The 25,846-nt window shown below is 36.9% G+C and carries 25 protein-coding genes and 1 other RNA gene; 18 read left to right on the plus strand and 8 right to left on the minus strand.

The genetic code is table 11. The features are described 5' to 3' along the window. The first annotated feature begins 24 nt into the window (after positions 1-24). Together BUA76_RS19550 and rpoN are read left to right on the plus strand one after the other, a co-directional pair. Positions 25-144, plus strand: a complete 120-nt coding sequence (locus BUA76_RS19550; RefSeq protein ID WP_394332944.1) for a DUF2683 family protein — start codon at positions 25-27, stop codon at positions 142-144. Positions 145-679: 535 nt separating this feature from the next. Continuing rightward, complete coding sequence (rpoN, locus tag BUA76_RS12485; protein WP_072885136.1) at positions 680-2,143, plus strand: RNA polymerase factor sigma-54; 1,464 nt, start codon at positions 680-682, stop codon at positions 2,141-2,143. Between the two features lie 60 nt (positions 2,144-2,203). Here the strand turns inward: rpoN and BUA76_RS12490 are convergent, their stop codons facing one another. Together BUA76_RS12490 and BUA76_RS12495 are read right to left on the minus strand one after the other, a co-directional pair. Continuing rightward, positions 2,204-2,878 (minus strand): beta-carotene 15,15'-monooxygenase, encoded by a 675-nt coding sequence (locus tag BUA76_RS12490; RefSeq protein ID WP_072885137.1) that lies wholly within the window; start codon positions 2,876-2,878, stop codon positions 2,204-2,206. Beyond that, positions 2,871-3,362: an RNA polymerase sigma factor gene (locus BUA76_RS12495; protein ID WP_029294680.1), complete on the minus strand. Its 492-nt coding sequence runs from the start codon at positions 3,360-3,362 to the stop codon at positions 2,871-2,873. Before BUA76_RS12495 ends, BUA76_RS12490 begins: the two co-directional genes overlap by 8 nt. Positions 3,363-3,550: 188 nt before the next feature. Here BUA76_RS12495 and rnpB point away from each other — a divergent pair. Beyond that, an RNA gene (rnpB, locus tag BUA76_RS12500) (RNase P RNA component class A) lies at positions 3,551-3,874 on the plus strand. 85 nt (positions 3,875-3,959) lie between these two features. Here the strand turns inward: rnpB and BUA76_RS12505 are convergent. Both BUA76_RS12505 and BUA76_RS12510 read right to left on the minus strand, forming a co-directional pair. Next, entirely contained in the window at positions 3,960-4,838 is an 879-nt protein-coding gene (locus BUA76_RS12505) for a polyphosphate kinase 2 family protein (RefSeq protein WP_072885138.1), read from the minus strand. A 124-nt stretch (positions 4,839-4,962) separates the two neighbouring features. Further along, entirely contained in the window at positions 4,963-5,430 is a 468-nt protein-coding gene (locus tag BUA76_RS12510; protein WP_072885139.1) for a DUF1573 domain-containing protein, read from the minus strand. A 128-nt stretch (positions 5,431-5,558) separates the two neighbouring features. Between BUA76_RS12510 and BUA76_RS12515 the strand changes: the two genes are divergently transcribed. The 7 genes from BUA76_RS12515 to BUA76_RS12545 all read left to right on the plus strand — a co-directional run bounded on the left by BUA76_RS12515 (position 5,559) and on the right by BUA76_RS12545 (position 12,450). Then, positions 5,559-8,174, plus strand: coding sequence for a valine--tRNA ligase (locus BUA76_RS12515; RefSeq protein WP_072885140.1), 2,616 nt, complete (start codon positions 5,559-5,561; stop codon positions 8,172-8,174). Positions 8,175-8,269: 95 nt separating this feature from the next. Then, positions 8,270-8,647, plus strand: a complete 378-nt coding sequence (locus BUA76_RS12520; RefSeq protein ID WP_072885141.1) for a GIY-YIG nuclease family protein — start codon at positions 8,270-8,272, stop codon at positions 8,645-8,647. A gap of 15 nt (positions 8,648-8,662) precedes the next feature. Beyond that, a complete protein-coding gene (locus tag BUA76_RS12525; RefSeq protein ID WP_072885142.1) occupies positions 8,663-9,298 on the plus strand; it encodes a DUF4241 domain-containing protein in 636 nt (211 codons plus the stop codon). Between the two features lie 57 nt (positions 9,299-9,355). Then, positions 9,356-10,246 carry a ribokinase gene (locus BUA76_RS12530; RefSeq protein WP_072885143.1) on the plus strand — a complete coding sequence of 297 codons (891 nt, stop codon included), beginning with the start codon at positions 9,356-9,358 and terminating at the stop codon, positions 10,244-10,246. A gap of 86 nt (positions 10,247-10,332) precedes the next feature. Next, positions 10,333-11,172, plus strand: coding sequence for an alpha/beta hydrolase family protein (locus tag BUA76_RS12535; protein ID WP_072885144.1), 840 nt, complete (start codon positions 10,333-10,335; stop codon positions 11,170-11,172). Further along, the gene (locus BUA76_RS12540; RefSeq protein WP_072885145.1) at positions 11,172-11,816 is read left to right on the plus strand and encodes an HD domain-containing protein; all 645 of its coding nucleotides are present in this window, start codon (positions 11,172-11,174) and stop codon (positions 11,814-11,816) included. The genes BUA76_RS12535 and BUA76_RS12540 overlap by 1 nt, the downstream gene beginning before the upstream one ends. A 40-nt stretch (positions 11,817-11,856) precedes the next feature. After that, positions 11,857-12,450: a hypothetical protein gene (locus BUA76_RS12545; RefSeq protein ID WP_083573229.1), complete on the plus strand. Its 594-nt coding sequence runs from the start codon at positions 11,857-11,859 to the stop codon at positions 12,448-12,450. 53 nt (positions 12,451-12,503) lie between these two features. Here the strand turns inward: BUA76_RS12545 and BUA76_RS12550 are convergent, their stop codons facing one another. From BUA76_RS12550 to BUA76_RS12565, 4 genes are all read right to left on the minus strand, one after another. Next, the gene (locus tag BUA76_RS12550) at positions 12,504-12,734 is read right to left on the minus strand and encodes a hypothetical protein (protein ID WP_072885146.1); all 231 of its coding nucleotides are present in this window, start codon (positions 12,732-12,734) and stop codon (positions 12,504-12,506) included. Positions 12,735-12,908: 174 nt separating this feature from the next. Further along, positions 12,909-13,799, minus strand: coding sequence for a DUF72 domain-containing protein (locus BUA76_RS12555; RefSeq protein ID WP_072885147.1), 891 nt, complete (start codon positions 13,797-13,799; stop codon positions 12,909-12,911). Positions 13,800-13,902: 103 nt separating this feature from the next. Continuing rightward, positions 13,903-15,561: a ribonucleoside-diphosphate reductase subunit alpha gene (locus BUA76_RS12560; protein WP_072885148.1), complete on the minus strand. Its 1,659-nt coding sequence runs from the start codon at positions 15,559-15,561 to the stop codon at positions 13,903-13,905. A gap of 416 nt (positions 15,562-15,977) precedes the next feature. Further along, positions 15,978-16,952, minus strand: coding sequence for a ribonucleotide-diphosphate reductase subunit beta (locus BUA76_RS12565; RefSeq protein ID WP_072885149.1), 975 nt, complete (start codon positions 16,950-16,952; stop codon positions 15,978-15,980). Between the two features lie 421 nt (positions 16,953-17,373). Between BUA76_RS12565 and BUA76_RS12570 the strand changes: the two genes are divergently transcribed. From BUA76_RS12570 to BUA76_RS12605, 8 genes are all read left to right on the plus strand, one after another. Beyond that, positions 17,374-18,063: an ABC transporter ATP-binding protein gene (locus BUA76_RS12570; RefSeq protein ID WP_072885150.1), complete on the plus strand. Its 690-nt coding sequence runs from the start codon at positions 17,374-17,376 to the stop codon at positions 18,061-18,063. A 124-nt stretch (positions 18,064-18,187) separates the two neighbouring features. Continuing rightward, positions 18,188-18,544: a four helix bundle protein gene (locus BUA76_RS12575; RefSeq protein ID WP_072885151.1), complete on the plus strand. Its 357-nt coding sequence runs from the start codon at positions 18,188-18,190 to the stop codon at positions 18,542-18,544. Positions 18,545-18,667: 123 nt separating this feature from the next. Next, on the plus strand, positions 18,668-19,897 hold the full coding sequence (locus BUA76_RS12580) for an ABC transporter permease (RefSeq protein WP_072885152.1): 1,230 nt from the start codon (positions 18,668-18,670) through the stop codon (positions 19,895-19,897). 105 nt (positions 19,898-20,002) lie between these two features. Then, positions 20,003-21,274, plus strand: a complete 1,272-nt coding sequence (locus BUA76_RS12585; RefSeq protein ID WP_072885153.1) for an ABC transporter permease — start codon at positions 20,003-20,005, stop codon at positions 21,272-21,274. A gap of 42 nt (positions 21,275-21,316) precedes the next feature. After that, positions 21,317-22,513: an efflux RND transporter periplasmic adaptor subunit gene (locus BUA76_RS12590; protein WP_072885154.1), complete on the plus strand. Its 1,197-nt coding sequence runs from the start codon at positions 21,317-21,319 to the stop codon at positions 22,511-22,513. A 204-nt stretch (positions 22,514-22,717) separates the two neighbouring features. Next, on the plus strand, positions 22,718-23,617 hold the full coding sequence (locus tag BUA76_RS12595) for an NAD(P)/FAD-dependent oxidoreductase (RefSeq protein ID WP_072885155.1): 900 nt from the start codon (positions 22,718-22,720) through the stop codon (positions 23,615-23,617). Between the two features lie 208 nt (positions 23,618-23,825). Continuing rightward, the gene (gene glyA / locus BUA76_RS12600) at positions 23,826-25,091 is read left to right on the plus strand and encodes a serine hydroxymethyltransferase (protein WP_072885156.1); all 1,266 of its coding nucleotides are present in this window, start codon (positions 23,826-23,828) and stop codon (positions 25,089-25,091) included. A 56-nt stretch (positions 25,092-25,147) separates the two neighbouring features. Then, positions 25,148-25,606 carry a regulatory protein RecX gene (locus BUA76_RS12605; protein WP_083573230.1) on the plus strand — a complete coding sequence of 153 codons (459 nt, stop codon included), beginning with the start codon at positions 25,148-25,150 and terminating at the stop codon, positions 25,604-25,606. Positions 25,607-25,846 lie beyond the last annotated feature (240 nt).

Here is a 25,846-nt window from a genome sequence, read left to right on the forward strand (position 1 = left end):
ATTAACTTTACTAAAATTGTGGGAATGAGCACGATTACAATACATACGGATAACGAAAATCAGATCAATCTGCTAAAGGCACTTTTAAAGGAATTAAAAATTAATTTCGAGATTGAAAAAGAAGGAAAGCTTACGCAATGGTAGAAAAAGCGTTTGCTTGAAGGTATTGAGCAGGCAGACCGAGGAGAGTTTGCTACAGATGAAGAAGTTAAAGAAATTTTGAAGCAATGTTTCAAATAAGGTGTACCAGAAAGGCTTTATTTTCTTTTGCTGATACTTTAATTTATTGGAATTTTCATAACTCTTCTCAGAAATATTCCAGAAAATTACGAATCGAGGTTGAAAAGAAAGAAAACTTATTTCCGAAAATCCACACATCGGCACCTTATCAAAAATTGAAGAAATACGATATGTACTGATTGATAAAAATTTTTCTATCTACTACAGAGCCGTTGAAAATACTGTTGAAATTCTCGCTTTTTGGGACAACAGAAGAAACCCGGATACATTGGAAATATAAATAATAAAAAGCCCTGACAACCGTTGGTCAGGGCTTTTGTGTTTATTTTAAATAGCTTATTATACTGCAACTACAGCAAAAATCGTGCTAAAATTTATTTTTATCAAAATATTTTTCCTAAATTCGTGGAATATGTTATGTTAAATACTATCTGGTACTATGCTTAAACAACACTTACAACTCAAATTAGGACAGAAGTTGGCTCCTCAGCAAATCCAATTGATGAAGCTGATCCAGCTTCACACCCTGGAATTTGAAGAGGAACTTGAAAGAGAATTAGAAGAAAATCCTGCCTTGGAAATTGTAAAAGAAGAATCTAAAGAAGATGATTTCTCTTCTCTTGAAGATTCTTATGAAAGTGAGGGTACGGAAAGCATTGAAACGGATTTTGATGTAGACCAATATCTTTATGACGATGAACCAAGCTATAAAACCGCTTCCAGCAATTATTCTCCGGACGACGAAGAATTTGATAACGAAAGCCTTTTAACGGAAGGACAATCGCTTTACGATTATCTACTGGAGCAGATCCATCTGGTAAACATCAGTGAAGAAGATGAAAAAATTGCAGAATACCTTATCGGAAACCTCGATACAGACGGATATTTGAGAAGAGAAATCAAATCAATTGTTGATGATCTTGCTTTTTCCCAGGGAATTTATACTACTAAAGAAAAAGTAGAAGATATTCTTGAAAATTATATCCAAAAGCTGGATCCGCCGGGCGTAGGTGCAAGAGGGCTTCAGGAATGCCTGCTTTTACAGATCGAAAAGAAAGTAAGCTCCGATAAAGCGGTTTCTCTCGCAGCCAATATTCTCAGATATCAGTTTGATGCGTTAACCAACAAACATTATAACAAGATCATTCAGAAATATGATATCGAGGAAGAAGACCTGAGAGATGCGTTGGATGAAATTTCAAAATTATCTCCGAAAGTAGGAGGGAACTTTGATACGCAGACGATTACCATCAATCAGGAAATCATCCCGGATTTCGTGATTCAGGTAAAAGACGGACAGGTAGTTCCAATGCTGAACAGCAAAAACGCACCGACTTTAAGGGTTTCCGAAGAATATAAAGATATTTTAACCACATATTCTCACGACAAAAATTCGTCAGAACATAAACAAGCTGCATTATTTATCAAACAAAAACTGGATGCGGCAAAATGGTATATTGATGCCATCAATCAGCGTCAGAATACCCTGTTGCAGACAATTACGGCAATTGTGAAGTTCCAGAGGGATTACTTCATCACCGGAGACGAAAAGTCGTTAAAACCAATGATTCTGAAGGACGTTGCCGATATTACCGGATTTGATATTTCTACCATTTCAAGGGTAGTAAAAAGCAAATATGCCGATACACCCAACGGAATTGTATATCTGAAAGACCTTTTTTCAGACAGTCTTACAAATGACGATGGAGAAGAAGTTTCTACAAAAGAAATTAAGACCCATCTTCAGGAAGTGATCAGCAAAGAAAATAAAAGAAAACCTCTTACTGATGATGCGCTGGTAATGATATTGAAAGAGCAGGGCTATAATATTGCCAGACGAACCATCGCCAAATACCGTGAACAGCTTAATATTCCGGTAGCGAGATTAAGAAAAGAACTTTAAATAAAATAGTAAAAGCACTTCAGTACGAAGTGCTTTTTTATGATATTACTTGTTAATTTATCAAACCTCCTGTGAGTCTATTTCTTTGAGCTGCTTGAGGTTTTTGTCAAGCTTACTCATAATAATTCCGTAAACCAGTCTGTAATACAGCCAGATCAGCAATACTGAAAATGCAGTCGTTACAATTATTCCGACGATAAATATGGTCATTTCAGAACTTTTAGGCTCAACATTTTGTGCATTTAAAGAATAAAATATAAAAATGGTGAAGATTGAGGTAAAAGCCACCAATAAAAGGATGCTGATTAAAATAAAAGCGTTAACTGTTTTTTTGAAAGTAAGAATTCTTGTAATTAATCCTTTAAGATTTTCCTCAATTCTGATTTTACGGTAATTCTGATAAAATTTAAACACAAAATAGGCAGTGACAATAAGGCTTGATATTTTCAGTATCCAGTAAATAGTATCGAATCTGTTTTCAATCTGAGGCGTTTTTTGTGCACCCAGCTTTTCCAGGATGTTAAGGAAACCATTATCTTCTTCATTCTGAAAGAAATAGAATATTCCTATTACGGAAAATAGTAAAAATTCCGCTACGCTGATCCAGAAAATATATTTTACGTAATTCCGTGATTTCCTGTTAAGCATCTGGAGGATTTCATTGTCGCCGTATTTATTCTGAACAGGTTGTTCCTGCCACGTCTTCTTAAAGCTGTCTAAATCAAATTCAGGCATATTTTTCCATCTTTTCTTTAAGGGTTTTCTTTAATCTGTTCATTTTCACACGCGCATTAACTTCAGTAATTCCGAGGTTTTCTGCAATATCCTTATAAGGCAAATCATCCAGGTACATCATTACAATCGCTCTTTCCACATTGGGAAGCGTTTTTATTACAGTATACAAAAGTGATACCTGCTGCTGCTTTTCATCATCATCTTCAATAAAATCAGCATGATTGATGTCCAGCTCATTCGTAGGTAAGCTTTTGGCTTTTTTTCTGAAAAGGGTAATGGCTGTATTGAGGGCAACACGATACATCCACGTAGAAATTTTAGAATTTCCTTTAAATGAGTCATAACTTCTCCATAATTGTAACACAATCTCCTGGAAAAGATCTTCCTCATCCTCTAAAGAATTGGTATAAAGACGCGAAACCTTTATAATCAGACCCTGATTATCTTTAATAAGCTGCGCAAATTCTTTTTCCTTTGAGGCCAATGTGGATGTATAGTTTTAGTGGTACGAAGATAATAATTATTAGTCAATCGTCAATTTTACTTCGTAATGAATAGTGAATTTTATTTTAGAAAAATAATTTCAAAGCTCTAAAATTACAAACAATTTAATTGACAATTCACAATCTACAGAATGTAGATTTAGTTCACATTTTGCTATCTTTGCAGCCACGAGAAAGTCGGCTTGTTGATTTCCCGTTTTCGGGAGGTAGGAAAGTCCGGACACCATAGGGCAGCAAAGCGGATAACATCCGTCACCCGCGAGGGTAGGACCAGTGCAACAGAAAGGATGTACAGTTCGGCTGTAGTGAAATCAGGTAAACTCTTTGCGGTGCAATGATAAGTATATCGGTTCTTTTCAGCAATGAAAATAGGAGTTGCCCGCTCTGAAAGCCGAGGGGTAATCAGCTAAAGTTTTGCAGCAATGTAAGACGCAGATAAATAACAGGCGCTTCTTCGGAAGAACAGAATCCGGCTTACAGATTTTCTCGTGGTTTCTTATAAGCTGGAAGTTAAAGGCTGGAAGCTCAAGTTTAAAATTATTGTACTAAAAACTTCCATCTTCAGGCTCCATCTTCCATTAAAAATTATTTTCACTTTCCAATTGTTCTTTTGCTTTCTCTAAATCTTTACGATCTTCTTCAGACAATTTGGGATACTGCGGATCCATTTTTTCCAGACTGTCTATAATAATCTGTATGGCTGCGACTCTTGCAAACCATTTATTATCTGCCGGAAGTACATACCAGGGAGCGTAATCTTTTGAGGTTTCATTAATTGCCGTTTCGTAGCATTCCATATATTTATCGAATAATGCTCTTTCAGGAAGATCTGCCGCGGAGAATTTCCAGTTCTTTTCCTGTTCGTTGATTCTGTCGAGAAGCCTTTTCTTCTGCTCGTCTTTAGAAACATTTAAGAATATTTTTATGATTGTGGTCCCGTTTTGAGATAGGTGCTTTTCAAAATTTCTGATGCTTTCATAACGGTTCTCCCAGAATTTATCATCAAAATCTTTTACAGATTTCCATGTTTTTTCGTTCAGATTATATTCTGGATGTACTTTACATACCAATACACTTTCATAATGGGAGCGATTAAAGATACCGATCATACCCTTTTGCGGGAGCGCGAGATAATGCCTCCACAGAAAATCATGCGAATACTCTCTTGAACTAGGTGTCTTAAAACTCGTAACATTACATCCCTGCGGATTTACTCCTCCGAAAACATGTTCTATCATACTGTCTTTCCCTGCTGCATCCATTGCCTGAAGCACTACCAGAAGAGATTTGCTTCCGTCTGAATATAATTTTTCCTGAAGTTGACGAAGCTTTTCTTTTTCCTGAATCAATAGTTGCTCACCTTCTTCTTTGGTGAGTTTTCCTTTATATTGTGTTGAAGCATTGTTAATAGAAAATTTTCCTTTTACTAAAAAATCATCAGAGAAATTGGTGTCCATATTTTTATTAGTTTAAAAGATAAAAGATTAACATTAAACTTATATCTAAACTTCAGCCAAACCGATATCAACATAATAAAAAAAACCGCCTCACGGAGACGGTTCTTCTATTTCTTGAGTAGAGTTACTTTGCAGCAGCAGCTTTTTTGGCCAGTTTAGCAGCTTTTTTCTCTTCTTTAGCTTTAGCTTTCAATTCAGCAGGAGTTAAAGGTTTTGGGTCCGGAGCGTTCGGATCAACGTTTCCTTTGATGTAGATTACGCTTCTGCTGTTCACAGGATCGTTGGAAAATACTTCAATCATTTTGTTGAAACCACCGTTAATGGCAGTATTGTATCCAACTTTGATTTTAGCAGATTTTCCAGGCATGATAGGATCCTGGCTGAATTCAGGGGTTGTACATCCACAAGATGCCTTTACGTTTGAAAGAATAAGAGGCTTATCACCCGTATTGGTTACTGTAAAAAATCTTGTACCGTCTGAACTTGGCTTGATTGTACCGTAATCAAAAGTTGTTTTATCAAACGTGATCGTTTGTGCAGATGCCAATGCGAATGTCCCGAATAAAGCAATTCCTGCGATTAATTTTTTCATATTCTTGAATATTAAATATGTTGTTAGATAAATTTTGAGAAACAAAGTTAAAAATTATTTTAATTCATACTTAAAATTTTTTTTCTTTAGACTATTTTTGCAAATTGTAAATTAAAGTAATAGAATTTATGCAGATTTCAGAAAAGTACAATCCACAGGAAACAGAACAAAAGTGGTACAATTACTGGTTGGAAAACAAATACTTCCATTCAGAACCGAATGAAAAGCCACCCTATACTGTTGTGATCCCTCCGCCAAACGTTACGGGGATTTTGCACATGGGGCATATGCTGAACAATACCATTCAGGATGTTCTGGTCCGCCGTGCAAGAATGCAGGGATTTAATGCCTGTTGGGTTCCGGGAACAGATCACGCTTCCATCGCTACGGAAGCGAAAGTAGTTGCTAAACTGAAGTCTGAAGGAATTAACAAATCCGATATTACAAGAGAAGAGTTCTTAAAACATGCCTGGGAGTGGACTGATAAATACGGAGGAACAATTCTTGAACAGCTTAAAAAACTAGGCTGTTCATGCGATTGGGACAGAACCCGTTTTACGATGGAATCCAGACTTTCCCGGCAGGTAATCAAATCCTTTGTTGACCTTTATAATAAAGGATTGATTTACCGCGGCTACAGAATGGTAAACTGGGATCCTGAAGCGAAAACCAATATTTCCGATGAAGAAGTCATCTTTAAAGAGCAAAACGGAAAATTATATTTCCTGAAATATGCCATTGAGGGATCAGAAGAATTTCTTTCGGTAGCAACCACACGTCCTGAAACTATTTTCGGGGATACTGCCGTATGTATCAATCCTAACGATGAAAGATATGCTCATTTAAAAGGTAAAAAAGTAATTGTTCCGATTGTAAACAGAGTCATCCCGATTATTGAAGATGAATACGTAGATATCGAATTCGGAACAGGTGCTTTAAAAATTACGCCTGCTCATGATGTTAACGACTATGAAATCGGGCAAAAGCATAATCTGCAAATGATTGATGCGTTGGATGATGATGGAAATCTTAACGATTATGGCTTACATTACGCCGGAAAAAACAGATTCGAGGTAAGAAAACAGATTGCCAGAGAATTAGAAGAAAAGGATCTTTTGCTGAAAGCTGAAGATTATGTAAATAAGGTAGGAACTTCAGAAAGAACAGGTGCGGTAATTGAACCTAAAGTTTCTGTACAGTGGTTCCTGAAAATGTCTGAAATTGCGAAACCTGCGCTGGATGTAGTAATGGACGATGAGGTTAAATTTTATCCTGAAAAGTTTAAAAATACCTACAAACACTGGATGGAAAACATCCGAGACTGGAATATTTCCCGACAGCTTTGGTGGGGACAGCAGATTCCGGCGTATTATTACGGCGATGGCGAAAATGATTTCGTTGTTGCAGAAACCATCGAAGAAGCTTTGGCTTTAGCCAAAGAAAAAACTCAAAACGCAGAACTCGAAATTCAAAATTTAAAACAGGATGAAGATGCTCTTGATACCTGGTTCTCATCATGGTTGTGGCCCATGTCGGTTTTTGATGGTTTACTAGATTCTGAAAATAAAGACATTAACTATTATTACCCGACATCAGATCTGGTAACAGGTCCCGATATTATTTTCTTCTGGGTGGCCAGAATGATTATGGCCGGATTGGAATACAGAAAAGAAGTTCCGTTTAAAAATGTTTATTTCACAGGAATTGTAAGAGATAAGCAGAGACGAAAGATGTCTAAATCTTTAGGAAATTCACCGGATCCACTGGAACTGATGGATAAATACGGAGCAGACGGAGTTCGTGTAGGAATTTTATTAAGCTCTGCAGCCGGAAACGACCTTCTTTTTGATGAAGATTTAATGCTTCAGGGAAGAAATTTCATGTCTAAAATTTGGAGTGCATTCCGTTTGATTAACATGTGGAATCATGAAGATAAGCCGGCCAACTCAACGGAAATTCAGGCAATTGAATGGTTCGAAAATAAATTAAACAAAACGATCGCTGAAATTAATGATCAGTTTGAAAAGTTCAGAATTTCTGATGCTTTACATTTGATTTATAAATTAATTTGGGATGATTTCTGTTCTTGGTATTTAGAAGCGATCAAGCCAAATTATGGAGAAGGAATTTCTAAAGAAGTTTACCATAAAACGGTTGCTCTTTTTGAAGAATTAATGAAATTATTGCATCCATTCATGCCTTTCTTAACAGAAGAATTGTGGCAGGCTATTTCTGAAAGGAATATTGAAGATGCATTAATTATTGCGCAACAGAAAAAAGCAGAGGCTTTCAGCGAAGATATTATCAAAAACTTCGAAACAGCGTCTGAAATTATTTCAGGTGTTAGAAATTACCGTCAGACAAAAGGCATTTCGCCAAAAGAAGCGGCTGAAATGTATACCAATGCATCAGCACTTGCTAATGAATCTATAATAAAGAAATTAGCTAACGTTTCAGAAATCCATTTCGAAACAAAAACAGATAAGCCGAGCTTTACCTTCCTGGTTGGTGCAACGGAAATTTCAATTCCTTTAAGTGAAAACCTGGATTTGGGAGAAGAAAAAACAAAAACAGAAGAAGAATTAAAATATTTAAAAGGATTCCTGATTTCTGTAGATAAAAAGCTTTCCAACGAAAAGTTTGTGGCCAATGCAAAACCGGAAATTGTAGAAGTGGAGCGCAAAAAACAAAAAGATGCGCTCGACAAGATTGCGATTCTGGAAGAAAAGCTGAAAAGTTTATAACACTTTTGGTTCTGTTCGGCATTATAGTAAAACAGCCTTATTTGAGGGGACAGTATTAGATTTGTCAGGCTGAGCGGAGTCGAAGCCTTATTGTTATGAAGCAATATTTTGTTTACATATTAAAATGCTCGGATAATTCATATTATACGGGAATTACCAGAGATTTGGAAGGTAGATTTCTAAAGCATCAATCAGGATATTATCCTGAAAGTTATACTCATTACAGAAGACCGGTTGAATTGGTGTTTTATACTGAATTTAATATTGTTGAACAAGCTATTGCATTTGAAAAACAAGTGAAAGGCTGGAGCAGAAAAAAGAAGGAAGCTATCATTAATGATAAATGGGAAAAGCTGAAAGGACTTTCTATTTGTCAAAATGAAAGTCATTCAAAAAATTTTGAGGCAGATAAAGTAAAAAAAAGCTTCGACTCCGCTCAGCCTGACAATTCTACGAACAACTCTGCAATTTGATAATATGAATTAAAAATGACACACCTAGAAAATATAAAAAAGCTGTTCTCCAAAAGCTTTGTGGAAAGTCCTTTGCTGGAAAGCTTTGAAGTTGGGAAGATATACCTTTCAAGCGGTCATCTTATCGCTTGTGATCCTGTGATCACAAATGATATGAAACCCTTCACAACGGTATTTCCCAAAGGAGATTTTTCTGTTCTGCTTCATAAGGAGAGGGAAAGCAATTGTGTAGCATACGCTGAAATTATTTTCAGTCAGGAAGCTATTGCCGACTGGAAACTTGCCACCACGGAAGGACAAAATCTAAAAGACCTGGCGGAAGGTGAAGTATTCGGATATCCGGTGGAAAGCGGAATGGGATGCTTCATGGATGCTGATACACAAAACAGCCTTAATGAGCTGGAACAGCTGTTATATCACCGCAAAGGAGCAGACTTTATGGGAATTTATGAAGAATTTTTTCATGAGTATTTCTTTGATGAAAACGGGGCTATCGATCAGTTTGCATTTTTAAAACCTTCAGAAGATCATCCTGGAACTATTTTTGCCTTTGAAACAGGATACGGCGAAGGATTTTATGCCAGCTATATTGCTTACGATAAAAACCGGGGGCCTGTAAAAATCGTAACTGAATTTATAGAAATTAGTTAAGATTTTAATTGATAAATATTCAGTATTACCAACACAACTATTAATGTATTAAGTGCAATGAATTTTTCATCAGAACATCCTCAGATAATCGTTGTAGGAAGCTCTTCTATAGATCTTGTACTGGAAACCGAAAAAGTTCCCGGAAAAAACGAAACCGTTATTGCTGCTCATTCTGAAAGTTTTTTTGGTGGCAAAGGGGCTAATCAGGCTGTAGGAGCAGCAAGACTGGGTGCAAACGTTTATTTTATCGGTTGTGTAGGCCAGGATCCCGTGGGACAGCAGATCATGAGAAATATGATCAGTGAAAATGTAAATGTAGATTTCGTTTTTGAGACCGATCAGGATGCAAGCGGTACGGCTTATGTAACAGCTTCAGCGGGAAATTCAGCCATCGTCGTCGTTCCGGCCGCCAATAATTATTTAAATGTGGAGCATGTAGCATCTGCAGACCGGTATTTTCAGACGGCAGATCTCATTCTTCTTCAGCTTGAAATTTCTATGGATGTTGTGGAATTTACCGTTAATACAGCTAAAAAATATGGCAAAAAAGTAGGATTGTACGCCTCTCCGGCTCAAAGACTTTCCGAAGAACTTGTTGAAAACCTTGATTTTATTATCGTTAAAAGTAACGAGCTGCATATTCTTTTCGGGGAAGAGCAGAGAGAGAAAATTCTTAAAAAATATTTCAATAAAGTTTTTGTGAGAGATGATATCAACTCTACCGTTTATTTTGATGGGACTGAGATGAAATACTGTAGAAATGAAAAAGACAGCACCATCTACAAAATGGGAATGGGAGATGCTTTTACGGTTGGATTTTCCATTGCATTATGCCATAACAATGATATTGAAGATTGTGTGAAGTTCGGAAATGAAGTTTCTGTGAGAGTTTCAGGGAAAAAAGGTTCTCAAACCGGTCTTCCAAGATTGTCAGATTTCGTTTCATAAACTATTTGGAACATATCGAAAGTTATAAAACAAATGCTGTATCCAAACTAAAATTTCCACTTTTATAGTGGATTTTTCTTTTATCTATGGAGAAACTACTCATCACGACACAAGATCAGGCTGTAATTACGGCTCATCTGTTTTCACCGGAGCAGAGTAATCATAAATTATTGGTTATTAATTCCGCAACAGGGGTGAAGCAGCAGGTGTACTTTTCTTTTGCCCGATATTTTGCTGAACAAGGCTACGTTGTAATAACGTATGACTATCGTGGAATCGGGCTTTCAAAACCCCGGAATATGAGAAATTTCCACGCTTCCATGCGAATTTGGGGATCCGCAGATTTTAAAGCAATTACAGAATATATAAAACATCATTTTAAAGACTATCAAAAGTACTGTCTCGGACATTCTGTAGGAGCCTTAATTTTAGGAATGAATAAAAATTCGGATATTTTTCAGGAATTTGTTTTTGTGGGAACTCAAAATGCTTTTGTTGGGAATTTAAAATTCAGGACAAAAATTGAAGCGTATCTGGGATTCGGGATTGTACAGCCTTTAACCACAACAGTATTAGGGTATTTCCCTGCACAATGGTTTGGATTGGGAGAAAGTCTTCCGAAAAATTGCGCATATGACTGGAGAACCTTAATTTTAAACAGGAAATCGACCAATAAATTATTGGAGAAAACGGATGACTATTCTAAAATGTTAACGCAAAAAGTATTGGTAATCAGGGCTGAAGATGATGTGTGGTTGACGAAAAAGGGAGTGGAAAGCCTTCTGAATGATACCTACCCTAATCTGAAGCCCATCTACAGACTGATAAACACCTCCGAATCTGATAAAGGTGAAATAGGGCATGTTAATTTTTTTAGAAGCTATAATAAAAAGCTCTGGAATATTATTTTAAATGAATTGATATAATGAATAAGCTGATTGAAAACACGGTAGAATTTGTAAAAGAAAAACTGAAAGGCGCTGAAGCCGGCCATGATTGGTATCATATTGAAAGAGTCTGGAAACTTTCAAAAAAAATTGCTGAAACAGAAAGCTGCAACCTGGAAGTTGTTGAGCTGGCAGCCCTGCTCCATGATATTGCCGATCCTAAATTTCATAACGGTGATGAGACCGTGGCTCTAAAAGTTTCACGTGAATTCTTGGAAAATCAGCAGACATCAGAAAATGTTATTGAGAAAGTTTTGTTTATTATTAAAAATATTTCATTTAAAAACCGGGCAGAAGCTCCTGAAAATCTCCCTGTTGAACTCAAAATTGTACAAGATGCAGACAGAATTGACGCCATAGGAGCCATAGGAGTTGCCAGGACCTTTAATTTCGGAGGCTTTAAAAACAATCCGATGTATGATCCGGAAATCAAACCTAAGCTGAACATGTCGAAAGATGAATATAAAAAATCCAACGGTACCACCATCAATCATTTCTATGAAAAATTATTACTGCTGAAAGATCTTATGAATACCCGGAAAGGAAAAGAAATTGCAGCAGAAAGACATAGCTTCATGCTGCAATTTCTAGATCAGTTTTATAAAGAGTGGAATGTCAGCTGATATTTTTCTAAAAGCCTTTTAAATTAAGTATCTTTGCAACATGGTATTTATTGTTCTGGCGATTTTCTGGGCTTTGGTGATTTCTCTTTTTTTGTCTAAAATTAAAAGAGGAAAGGGAGCCGAATGGGCAAAACTTTTTCGTATAGTTACCATCGTCTTTTCTATTTCCATTTTTACCTATTGGTTTATAAAAAAAAGTGCGGTAGGAATTGTGGAAGATTCTGTTGCTCTGCAGGTTATCAATAAACTTCCCCAGCCACTGGATTTTTATGTTATAACGCTTAATGATACCGAAACCGGTAAGGTAATAGATACTAAGCATATCGGAAATATCCGTCCGGAATATTACCGTATAGAATACCTTAAAATGGATAATTCCGATGAATACTGGATTGCCGGATATTTGGGCAAAAAAAATCTTGTATATTTTTCTCAGCATGCACTGCCTAATAAAAATATGGATCAGATTATTGAGGTCCGGAATTATATCAACCAGAGTGTTAAACTTTCGGATCTTGCAAAAAAGCAGGTGGAAGAGTACAATTACGAGAATATTAAAATTGGGATCTGGGTAACCCTTGATTTTCTGCTGCTTTTTCTCAATTTAATCTTGTTGATTAAAAACAGAAAATAAAACTTCCGGCTTGCGAAGCAAGCCGGAAGTTTTATTTTCTAAGATGGTATAGATCACGGATAATCTAAAATCAGCATTATTCTCTCCTTAAATTCTTCCGGGCAGTTTTTTATAATTTTATCTTTATTATGCTTACTGATCTGTTTGGGCTCTATCCATTCTGTATTATCAGAGCTTAAACTATTGCTATCATACACTCTTTTAATTTTGTCGTCTTCATAAAAGATGTATTCATCTCCCAACCAGTTTGTTGAAATACTTATTTTACAAATTTCATTTTCCATATTGGTTTTTTTTAATTGTCTTTTTTTTCTAATTTAACAATTATTACAATACGAAAAATATTTTGCAAGTATTTCTTTTACAGGGGATAACCGGTGAATTATTTTTCTTAAAATAGTGAATTTTAATTAACTTTATTACACTTAATAGTGAATAAAATTAAAATTTATCAATCCTTAAAATAGTGTTCCCGTGCTTTCCGTTGCCATTTTTGGGATGTGAAACTCCGTTTTCCACTCTTCATTCATTTTTTTTATCAGATAAGCAGACAAAAGAGGAGATGCTTTTTCGATATTCTGGTGCACAAAAAAGTAAAGATTCTCCAGGCCTTCTTCCTTCCATTTTGTAAGATGTTTCAGCCAGTCATCAAGACGTTCATAATCACTTTCAGCATTGGCTCCAACATAGCGGATGAAAGCCGTAGGTGTTGTAAGCCGCATATGAAGCATATCCCGTCTTCCGGCGGTGTCTACGATGATATTGGTGATGTTGTGGCTTTCGAAAAGTTCGCAGGTCGTATTCAGGATTTCTTCATTGGTAAACCATTCTGTATTTCTTAATTCAATGGCTAGCGGGACTTCTTTGGGCCAGTCTTTCACAAATTTTCCCAGCCTGTCATAATCTTTAGGCTTAAAATTATCATGAAGCTGAAGAAATACCATTCCCAACTTTTCATCAAAGTTCAGCACCGAAGTAGCAAATTGAGTTACCGGTTCAGTCACATCAATTAATCGTCTGAAATGAGAAACCGTATTCGTAATTTTAGGGAAGAATTTAAAATTTTCAGGTGTTTTCTCCTTCCAGGTCTGTACCTGGTCAGGCGTGGGCATTCCATAGAACGTCGCATTCAATTCAATAGAGTTGAACTGGGTCGCGTAATACGTTAGTTCATCCTTTGTGCCTTTAGGATAAAATCCTTTCAGGTCGGTTTTATTCCATTTGGCGCATCCAATGGAAATATTTTTCAGTCCTTTTTTATTCTGGTTTAAAATTTCCTTTGTTTTGGGATGATCTTTAGGTAATGTAAAATCTATTTTTGAAGGATCTTCTACTTGTCCGAATTTCATATCTAAATTTTTTAGTGATTAACTATTTAAACAAATATAAAATAAAAAAGCACGCTGTAAAAGCGTGCTGAAGTGAATATGTAGTGTTTATTATTTGAGAGTCTTATGCTTCACAAGCAGTACAGGTAACAAAGTTTACCATCATTTCTTTAGAAACAGAAGAACTTCTTTGATAATAAAGAGTTTTTACACCTTTTTTCCAGGCTTCAATGTATAAATAATTTACATCTTTCACCGGCATGGTAGAAGGAATCTGAAGATTCAGCGACTGTGCCTGATCAATATATTGCTGTCTTTGCGCTGCCTGAGAGATAATCTCCATAGGAGAGATTTCTTTAAATGTTTTAAATACTGCCTTCTCTTCATCCGTCAGCTCTTTCAGATGCTGTACAGAACCATGATTTAACATAATCGTTCTCCATGTTTCCTCATTATCCAGCCCTTTTTCAGCCAATAATTTGGCAAGATATTTATTCTTACGCATAAAGTTTCCTTTTGCCAGACCCGCTTTAAAATAATTGGAAGCAAATGGCTCAATTCCCGGAGAGGTCTGTCCCAAAATTGCAGAACTTGAAGTTGTAGGAGCAATAGCCATTGTGGTGGTATTTCTCAGTCCGTATCCTTTAAGCAATTCCGGCTCTCCGTAAATATTGGCAAGCTCTCTTGATGCCTGTTCAGCCTGCTCCTTAATTCTTCTGAACGCTCTTGCATTGAACTGTGTCGCTTCAAAGCTTTCAAAAGGAATCATATTTTTCTGAAGGTAAGAATGATAGCCTAAAACCCCTAGGCCCAATGCTCTGTGTCTCATGGCAAAATTTCTTGCTCCCTGAAGATAATAGTTTCCTTCTGTTTTATCGATAAATTCAGATAAAACAGCATCCAAGAAGTAGATTGCCAGTTTTACCGCATCGGTATCTTTCCACTCATCATACAGTTCAAGGTTCATGGAAGATAAGCAGCAGATGAAAGATTCTTCCATCGTGGAAGGAAGCATAATTTCCGAACAAAGGTTACTGGCGTTTACTGTTAATCCTAAATCCTTATAAACCTGAGGTTTATTTCTGTTTACGTTGTCTGTAAAGAAAATGTACGGAAGACCTTTTTGCTGACGGCTTTCCAGTACTCTTGCCCAGACTTTACGTTTTTCCATATCTCCGTCAATCATGTCCTGCATCCAGTAATCCGGAACACAGATTCCTGTAAACAGGTTCTGGATCGGGCTTCCGATATCTTTAATCGATAAAAATTCTTCAATATCTCCGTGATCGACATCCAGATACGCTGCAAAAGCACCTCTTCTCACGCCACCCTGAGATACCACATCCATCGCCGTATCAAAAAGCTTCATGAAAGAAACAGCTCCGGAAGATTTTCCGTTATCCGTTACTGCGGTTCCTCTGTTACGAAGTTCCCCAAAATATCCTGATGTTCCGCCTCCAATCTTTGTCTGCATGATCACCTCACCCATTTTGTGGGTAATGCCCTCAATGCTGTCCGGGATATGAACGTTAAAGCAGGAAATAGGAAGACCTCTCTGGGTTCCCATGTTCGCCCAAACCGGTGAAGAAAAACTGATCCATCCTTTGGTGATCATTTCCTTGAATGCAGGTTGTAGTTCAGGTTTGTACAGTCTTTTCGCTGCCGCCGTGGTAATTCTGTCGATAGCACCTTCAACTGTTTCCCCTTTCAGCAAATAGCCCCGGTTGAGCATTTGCTCGGACTCTTCATTGAGCCACCATATATTTGTACTTTGTTCTTCCATTTTTTTATATTGTAAAATGCCAATGCATTGTTTATTATTTTAGGAGCATAAAATCTTGTCTTTCTTTCATTGGTGTACCTGCTTTCGCTACTCGCTTTTTTCTTTTCAAAGAAAAAGAGCTCAGACATGCCGCTCAATCAGGGCTAAGATGAATTTTTGTCTTTTGTATCAATCAAAAATTAATAGCTTTTTTCAAATCGTAAAAGTTTTCGACTCCAAACCTAACGGGTTTTCAAAACCCGTTAGGTTTTATTTGTAACAGTTCTATTTTTATTATTTTAAAGAGGAATCTCAGGTTGTGAGATTCTTCACTTCGCTGTCGAACTACATTCGTAACCTTCATTTTATATCGAATGACAGATCGCTAATACTAACTGTTTCGACGCTCGCTTCGCTCGCGCCCGCGCAAATCAAAATTAGAAAAGGTCGTTCGCTGTAATACTCTTATCGTGCTTCGTATAATCCACCGGTCTTTTCGCAAAGAAATCATCCATGGAGTTGGCGAAAACTTCCTCTTCGAACCACACCATCGGACGGTACTGTTCAGGAGAGACATTGTATCTTGTATTCATGTTGATTTTCTTTAAACTGTCATCAACACGGTATTTCATAAAGTTTAATAAATCTTCTTTTGAGAATACATTTAATTCTCCCAGTTCAAAGATCCAGTCCAGGATTTCTCCTTCAAGTTCTACAGACTGGTCTACTAAAGTGTAAATATCTTCAATGTCAGAATCGGTTAATAAATCAGGCTGTTCTTCACGGATTTTATTGATTAGGAAAATTCCTGCATTAGCGTGGATCTGCTCATCAACGGAAGTCCAGGCGATGATGTTGGAAACATTCTTCATGTATCCTTTAAATCTGGTGAAAGAAAGGATGATGGCAAACTGAGAGAAAAGCGAAACGTTTTCGATCAGGATGCTGAATAATAAAAGAGAAGAAACGTATTCCTTAGGTGTTGCAGAATTGGCATGTTTCAGAACATTTGATAAAAAGTCGATTCTCTTTTTTACAGCCGGAATTTCAACAACATTCAAAAATTCTTCATTGTAGCCCAATACTTCCAGCAATCTGGAATAGGCTTCAGAGTGACGGAATTCACACTCCGCGAACGTAGCACCCAAACCATTGAATTCAGGCTTCGGAAGATGGTTGTATAAATTTCCCCAGAATGTTTTTACGGATACTTCAATCTGTGCAATAGCCAGGAGGGCATTCTTTACGGCGTGTTTTTCGTGCGGTTCCAGCTGTGAATGAAAATCCTGAACATCTGCGGTAAAATCCACTTCCGAGTGCACCCAAAATGACTTGTTGATTGCTTCCACGAATTGAAGGACTTCAGGGTATTCAAATGGTTTATAGCTTACTCTTTTATCAAAAATTCCCATATTTAGAATGTCTTAAAATTAATAATGATCGATGTGGATAAAGTTCAAAAAATATTCAACATTTTGATTTGTTGGCACTTACAGGCTGGAGTTATTAACCCGGTAAAGTATTTATTTTTTGGTGATGAACATGTACAAAGTTAGAAAACAAGAACTGTATTTAAAAGAGCGAAACACTAAATGGTTGAGTTTTAACCTTAAAAGTTTTCCACATTTACATCAAAACCGCTTAAATACTGGCTTACAAGGCAGTATCGTTTAAAAATGTTTGTTTGAAGTGAATTATTAGTTAAACAGTATTTCGTAGACTACTATCAATAAAAGAATAATTAATTAAACAATAATTTAATTAAAGATTTTTTTTTTCTGCGTAACAAATTAAAATTTATACCTACTTATTGGATAAAACATATCCCGCTTCATGTTAGTAATTCAGGATTTACATAAGTCATACGATACCGGAAAAAGTAAGCTTCATGTTCTTAAAGGAATTAACCTTTCGATTTCGGAAGGTGAGTTTGTTTCGATCATGGGAAGTTCCGGATCCGGAAAATCAACCCTGCTGAATATTATCGGTATTCTTGATGAGAAAGATTCCGGAATTTATGAGCTGGATGGCGTTCCGATAGAGCATCTTTCGGAAGTGAAAGCTGCAGAATACAGGAGTAAATTTTTAGGATTTATCTTCCAGTCATTCAACCTGATCGGGTATAAAACTGCTCTGGACAACGTTGCGCTTCCTTTGTATTATCAGAATGTTCCTCGGAGAGAGCGTGAAAAAAAAGCAATGGAGTATCTGGAAAAAGTAGGGCTTGCACAGTGGGCGAACCATTTACCCAATGAACTTTCGGGAGGGCAAAAACAGAGAGTTGCCATTGCAAGGGCTCTGATCACCAATCCAAAAGTTGTGCTTGCCGATGAACCTACAGGAGCACTGGATTCTAAAACCACACACGATATTATGAAACTGCTTCAGGATATTAATAATGAAGGAAAAACAATTATTGTCGTTACGCATGAACCGGACGTGGCAGCTCAGACAAAACGAAACGTCATCTTAAAAGACGGAATTATCGAAAGTGATGAGTTTATTAAGCAACTGGTACTGTAAAGTGAATGATGAATTGTCAATCTTGCTTTGCAAGTGAATTTTTGTAAAGGTTAATTTTATAGGTATAATGATTCACCATAATAATTGATACAAATAATACAAATGAATACCAAAAAAATAAACAATGTTTCTAAATCTGAATCATTATAAACTTAATGTTTATAAATCAGCAAGACAGTTAAGATTTGAATGTTATCAAATTTTATCAAAGCTTCCCGAGACTGAAAGATTTAATTTGACGGATCAAATAAGAAGAGCTTCTACTTCTGTAGTTTTAAATATAACGGAAGGCTGTTCAAGAAAATCTGATCTGGAAAGAAAAAGATACTTTGAAGTAGAAAGAGGTTCCGTAATCGAATTAGATTCATGTTTTGATATGGTTATTGAATGTAATTATTTTAGAGCGGAGGATTTGGTTAAGATCGGAAAATTAATTAGGACAGCATTTATATTATTAAGTGGAATGTTAAAAAGTGAATAGTTAATCGTCAAATTTTACTTTGCAAGTGAATTCTGCGTGGTAAAATTGACAACGAAGTTAATTGACTCAGGAAATTCACAGCTTAGCTAATTCACTTTTTTACAAAGTAAAAAAACAAAAACTATGTTCGACCTAGATCGTTGGCAGGAAATATTCAGTTCTATTCGCAGTAATGTATTGCGGACGGTACTTTCAGGCTTTACTGTAGCTTTAGGACTATTCATTTTCATTGTCCTATTCGGAATAGGAACAGGTCTGCAGAATGCCTTTACACAAGGTTTTGCCAGAGATGCCCAGAACCTGATTTCCATTGTAACTGGAAAAACTACGATTGCCTACAATGGTCTTCAGTCTGACAGACAAGTGACGATGAATAATGATGACTATGATTTTCTGGTTAATATCGACAAAGAAAAGGTAGGAAGTTCTACGCCCAGATATACCTCCAATTTATTGGTTAAATACGGTAAAGAGAGCGGCAATTATCAGATTAACGGAGCTAAGCCTGAAGAAAAGATTATTGAAAACCGGAAAATCCTTGAAGGAAGATATCTTACACCAACCGATCTGGAAAGAAAACAAAATGTAGCAGTAATCGGGAGGATGGTTCAGCGTGACCTTATTAAAAACGGAAGCCCTGTCGGGAAAGAGCTCAATATTAACGGAACCATGTTTAAGGTGGTAGGTGTATTTTCAGACGACGGTGGTGACTGGGACGAAAGGCACATCACCGTTCCGATTACCACATTGCAGCAGATGAAAAAAGGCTCGGATACCGTGAGCATTAATTATATTGCTTATAATGAAAAATTAACACCTCAGGAAGCCATAAAATACGGTGATGAGTTAAAAGAAAGGTTAAAATCCAGAAAAAATGTAGCGCCCGACGATGAAAACGGAGTAAGGGTCTGGAACAATGCCCAGAATATGAACGATACCTTCGCATTTATGGCAGTACTCACCGGAATTGTTGGTTTTATTGGACTTGGAACACTGGCTGCCGGGATTATCGGGATCAGCAACATTATGGTGTATATCGTAAAAGAAAGAACCAAGGAAATCGGGGTGCGGAAAGCCATTGGCGCGAAACCAAGAACCATTGTAGCGCTGATCGTTCAGGAAAGTGTTGTGATTACGGTAATCTCAGGATTAATTGGAGTTGGTCTCGGTGCACTGGCGCTCTATTTAATAGGAAATAATTTGGAAGAATATTTTATTAAAGATCCGAGTGTGGGATGGGGGCATATTTTTGCAGCATTCATTGCCCTGGTTTTTTCAGGTTTGATTGCAGGATTTGTGCCGGCTTACAGAGCATCTAAAATCAAACCTATCGAAGCGCTGAGAACGGAATAAAGAACATGAATGTGGAATTTTACTTCGCAAATGAATTTAGTCTTAAAAGATTAAACATGTACTCGCAGAGACTGACCATTGACATTATAAAGATTGACCATTGAAATGAATATATTATTTAAAAAAGATACTTGGCAGGAAATTTATTATTCGCTCAGGAATAATAAGCTTCGGACCTTCCTTACCATGATTGGAGTGGGATGGGGTATGTTTTTGTATGTAAGTCTGCTTGGTGCCGCCAAAGGAATGGAAAACGGTTTCGATAAATTGTTTTCAGGTTTTGCCACCAATTCTATTTTTCTGTGGGCGCAAAATACATCGATTCCTTATGAAGGTTTTCCTAAAGGAAGACAGATGCATCTTCATCTTTCCGATATTGATATGCTGAAAAGAAAAATTTCCGAAATTGATTATATCTCACCACAGAACTCAAGAGGAAGCTTTACGGGAACTCCGGGAGAGTCCATGTCCAGAAACGGTAAAAGCGGAACGTATGCTTTAACAGGGGATTATCCGGTAGGAAATAAGATCTCAGAAAAAAAACTCATCTTCGGACGGTACATCAACGATGCGGATGTTTCCGGAAATAAAAATGTGGCCGTTATCGGGGAAGAAATTTATAAAAACTTTTTTGATTCCAAAAAGAATGAAAATCCGCTTGGAAAGTCTATCAACATTAAAGGAATTTTTTTTAACGTCATCGGTGTTTTTAGAGTTAAAAAAGGTGGGGGATTTGAGAATGACCAGACGGTTTTTATTCCGCTTTCCACCTATACTAAAATGTATAATGCAGGAGATCAGATTGATATGTTTGCTATTGTGAGTAAGCCTAATGCCAATGTGAATTCCGTTGAAGAAAACGTAAAGCTTGAATTAAAGACTAAAAACAAAGTTTCCCCGGACGACACCAACGCATTCGGAAGCTTTAACCTCGGCAAGGAATTTAAAAAATTAACAGGATTTCTTACAGGAATGCAGCTCCTTACCATTATTGTCGGCACTTTAACGATTCTTGCGGGAGTAATTGCCATTTCCAATATCCTTTTGATTACGGTGAAAGAACGGACAAAAGAAATCGGGATCAGAAGGGCTTTGGGAGCTAAACCTTCGGAAGTAAGGAACCAGATTCTTCTTGAAAGTGTGGTGATAACGCTGTCGTCAGGACTTCTCGGTTTTATGTTCGGGATTTTTGTTCTCATGATTTTAAATATAGCAACGCAGGGGCAGGATTCGTTTCCGTTTTACAATCCTACGGTAAACTATGGAAATGTTTTCGCGGCCATGGCGGTTATGGTGATTTTAGGATTGATCATCGGAATGATCCCGGCGCAGAGAGCGGTAAAAATCCGGCCTATTGAAGCATTAAGAACGGAGTAGAAATTTTTTACCATTTAATTTTAAATAAAATAAACTAGACATATGAAAAAGAAATTCACTTGGAAAAAAGCCATCTATATTATTCTGGGGCTTTTATTTGCAGTGGCACTGTTCTCAGGAATCGGGTATCTTGTAAAATCCAATTCTAAAGAGAACGAAGCTTTCCTTACCCGCAAGCCTACCGTTCAGAATATGGAGGATAAAGTAATGGCGACAGGAAAAATCATTCCGAAGGAGGAAATCGAAATCAAACCAAACATAGCAGGGATTATTGATAAAATTTTAGTAGACGAAGGCGACAGGGTGGAAGCCGGGCAGCTGATTGCAACCGTACGAATTGTCCCGAATATTGCGGAAGTAAACAACGCTCAGCAGAATGTGAATAATCAGCAGCTCCAGATCAGCAATGCCCGGATGAATGTTGAAAATATGCGCAAACAGTTTGAAATGCAGGAAAGGCTTTACAAACAGGGAGTTGCCTCCAAACAGGAATTCTTAAATGCACAACAGCAGCTGTACACTACACAACAGGCACTGAAAAATGCACAGCAGCAGCTTGTAACTGCACAGAAAACATTGCTGATTGCAAAAACGGGAGCTACTCCGGAGCTTCAGGGGCTTGCTACCACACAGATCCGTTCAAAAGCTGCCGGAACGGTTCTTGAAGTTCCTGTAAAAGTGGGAAGCCAGGTGATTGAAGCTAACTCTTTCAATGCCGGAACTACCATTTGTTCTATCGCTGATCTTAATTCATTAATTTTTCAGGGAGAAATTGACGAAGCACAGGCCGGAAAACTAAAACAGGGTATGGATATGAACATCGTTATCGGAGCCCTTCAGAATAAAACATTTCCGGGAAGATTAACGATGATTGCTCCAAAAGGGAAAGATAACAACGGAACGATCAAATTCCCGGTGGAAGGGGATGTTTTCAATCCAAATAACGAATACATCAGAGCAGGATTTTCTGCCAATGGTGAAATTGTTCTTACTTCAAAGAAAAATGCATTGCTTCTTGATGAATCTCTGATTCAATATGAAAAGAAAAACGGTAAAGATGTGCCTTTCGTTGAGGTAAAACAGAAAGATGGTAAGTTTAAAAAAGCATATGTAACATTGGGAGCAAGCGACGGAATCAATGTTGAAATCATGTCCGGAATTGATAAAAATGCGGATGTTAAAGTCTGGAATCCTTCCGATAAAGACAAAGAAGAATTAAAAGAAAAATCAAAAAAATAGTAAACTGACACTATACATCAGATGTAATCCTGGGAAAATTAATTTCTCAGGATTTTTTTGTTTAATTCATGTCTTGGTATTCTGTGTTTAAATTTTAGATATAGTAATTATTAATGCAATTTTGTTGCATTAATGAATTTATTTTTATCTTTGCTGAATAATAACGGTTCGCTACTTGTAGTAACTATCAAGAAATAAATACTTATGGAAAATAACTTTGACGTAATCATAATAGGGGGAAGCTATGCAGGATTATCCGCAGGAATGTCTCTGGGAAGATCATTAAGAAAAGTTTTAATCATCGACAGCGGAAAACCGTGCAACCAACAGACTCCCTATTCGCATAACTTTCTCACGCAGGACGGTAAAACGCCAAAAGAAATCTCAGAAATAGCAAAAGATCAGGTTTCAAAATACGAAACAGTACACTTTCAGGAAGGTAAAGTAATGAAAACCTTTAAAAATTCCGGCAGTTTTGAAGTGGAAACCGATAACGGCGAAAAATTTTCCGCTAAAAAAATAATTCTGGCCTCCGGGGTGAAAGACCAGATTCCCGATATTGAAGGATTTGCAGAATGCTGGGGAATTTCAGTCATCCATTGTCCTTATTGCCACGGCTACGAAGTGAAAGATAAGAAAACAGGAATTCTTTCCAACGGCGATTTGGCTTTTGAATTTTCAAAACTGGTTTTTAACTTGTCTAAAGATCTCACATTATTTACCAACGGAGAATCCACACTGGATGAGGAACAGAGTGAAAAATTCAATCAAAATAAAATCAATATTGTTGAAGACGAAATAAAAGAAATCGTTCATGAGAAAGGCCAGATTCAGAAAGTTATATTGGAAGACGGCAGTGAAAAGGAGCTGGAAGCGTTATATGCAAAAATACCTTTTGAGCAGAATATCGATACCGGAGATCTTCAGCTTGAACTTACCGAGCATGGCTTTATTAAAATAGACCATTTCCATAAAACAAGTACAGAAGGGGTTTTCGCCTGTGGAGATAATACCACCATGATGAGGTCGGTAGCCAATGCAGTTGCACAGGGAAACTTTACCGGAGCCATTATCAACAAAGAATTGTCAGACGAAGGATTTTAAATTTTTTGATTCTCCCGAATTTTGATGAAGTCTTCTCTATTTAAAAAATTGATGGCAATCATTGGAAAGCACTGTCGGAATATCATTAAAGAACTAATGTTCTGGATGTATTGTTAATGATAAGGCCAAAAATCATATCGATATATACCCAAATCTCGGTGGAAATTTCGTAATTTTGGGGTGAAAAATTTCAAAAACTAAAAGTAAAATGGATATTATTTTCGACCTGATTGAAAAAGAAAGACAAAGACAAACTCACGGAATTGAAATGATTGCATCAGAGAACTTTGTTTCTGATAATGTGATGAAAGCTGTGGGAAGTGTGCTTACCAATAAATATGCCGAAGGATATCCCGGAAAAAGATATTACGGAGGTTGTGAAGTAGTAGATGAGGTTGAAACGTTGGCTATTGAAAGGGCAAAACAGCTTTTCGGAGTTGATTATGTAAATGTTCAGCCACATTCCGGTTCTCAGGCCAATGCTGCCATTTATCTTGCCGTTTTAAAGCCGGGCGATAAAATTATGGGAATGGATCTTTCTATGGGAGGTCACCTTACTCATGGTTCTTCGGTTAATTTTTCAGGAATTCAGTATGAGGTGGTTTCTTACGGCGTGCAGCAGGAGACTGGTCTTATCGATTATGATCAGATGAGAGAAGTTGCACTGAGAGAAAAGCCTAAAATGCTTATTGCAGGTTTTTCAGCATATTCCCGTGATCTTGATTATGCCAAATTCAGAGAAGTAGCAGACGAAATCGGCGCGACACTTTGGGCAGATATTGCACATCCTGCCGGTTTAGTAGCCAAAGGATTGTTGAATTCACCATTTGAGCACTGTCATGTTGTAACGACAACTACCCATAAAACATTGAGGGGTCCGAGAGGAGGAATGATCATGATGGGAAAAGATTTTGAAAATACATATGGCCACAAAACGCCGAAAGGAGAAATCAAGATGATGAGCCAGGTGTTGGACGGAGCTGTTTTCCCGGGTATTCAGGGAGGTCCGCTTGAACATGTGATTGCAGGAAAGGCAGTTGCTTTCGGGGAAGCTTTGGATGTACAGTTTGAAACCTATGCAAAACAGGTTAAATCCAATGCTCAGGCATTAGCAAAAGCAATGACAGACAGAGGTTTTGATATTGTAAGCGGAGGGACGGATAATCACCTGATGCTTGTGGATCTTAGAAATAAAGGGGTAAACGGTAAAGAAACTGAAAAAGCTCTGGTTCTTGCCGATATTACCTGCAACAAGAACATGGTTCCTTTTGATGACAAATCACCATTTACAACTTCAGGAATCAGATTGGGTACTGCGGCAATCACTACGAGAGGATTGAAAGAAAATGATATGGATACCATTGCAGGATTAATTTCCGAAGTAGTAGATAATATTAAAAATGAAGAAGTACTTACTTCCGTAAGAAAAAAAGTGAATGAATTAATGGAAGGAAAAGCTTTATTTAACTATTAATTAACATCAAAATAAAATATAAAGAATGGGCATCTGCTCATTCTTTTTTATGGAATATGGAAAAGAAATCGTTCACTTTTGATGAGATAAAACAAAAGCTGGTAAACTATTGTGTGTACCAGGATCGCTGTCACTATGAAGTTGAACAAAAAATGAAAGAATTTCTTCTTATTGACGAAGCGAAGGAGGAAATCATGCTTTATCTTTTGCAGGAAAATTATTTAAATGAAGAACGGTTTACACGAAGCTATATTCGGGGTAAATTTTATATTAAACACTGGGGAAAAACGAAAATTAAAATTCACCTGAAACAAAAGCAGATTCCCGAGAAATTAATTAATGCATGCTTTGATGAAATTGATGAAAATGATTATGAGAAAACCATCCGCAAAATCTATGATGATTACTATTCAAAGCAAAAAGGGCTTAAAGAATACCAGCGCAAATCCAAAACCATAAAATATTTAATGAGCAGGGGATTTGAATATGAAAAAATAAATGGTATTTTTGAATAAAATAAAAACACATTAATAAGATTTTACATACACTGATGATTAATAATTTACTTCAAAAAAACACTTTGATTCACTGCAGATTTCAGTAATTGTTGAAGCTATTACAAGGAAAGATCAAAATGTGGTATATTTTTTGCCCCGGTTGTTTCTTCAATTGCGGAATATCCTGATAAGTAATTTCCGGTTACAATACCATCTCTAAATTAAATTTAATTTTTAAATACTGATAATAGATGAAAT

It is taken from the genome of Chryseobacterium takakiae (assembly GCF_900129385.1).
GTDB classification, from domain to species: domain Bacteria; phylum Bacteroidota; class Bacteroidia; order Flavobacteriales; family Weeksellaceae; genus Chryseobacterium; species Chryseobacterium takakiae.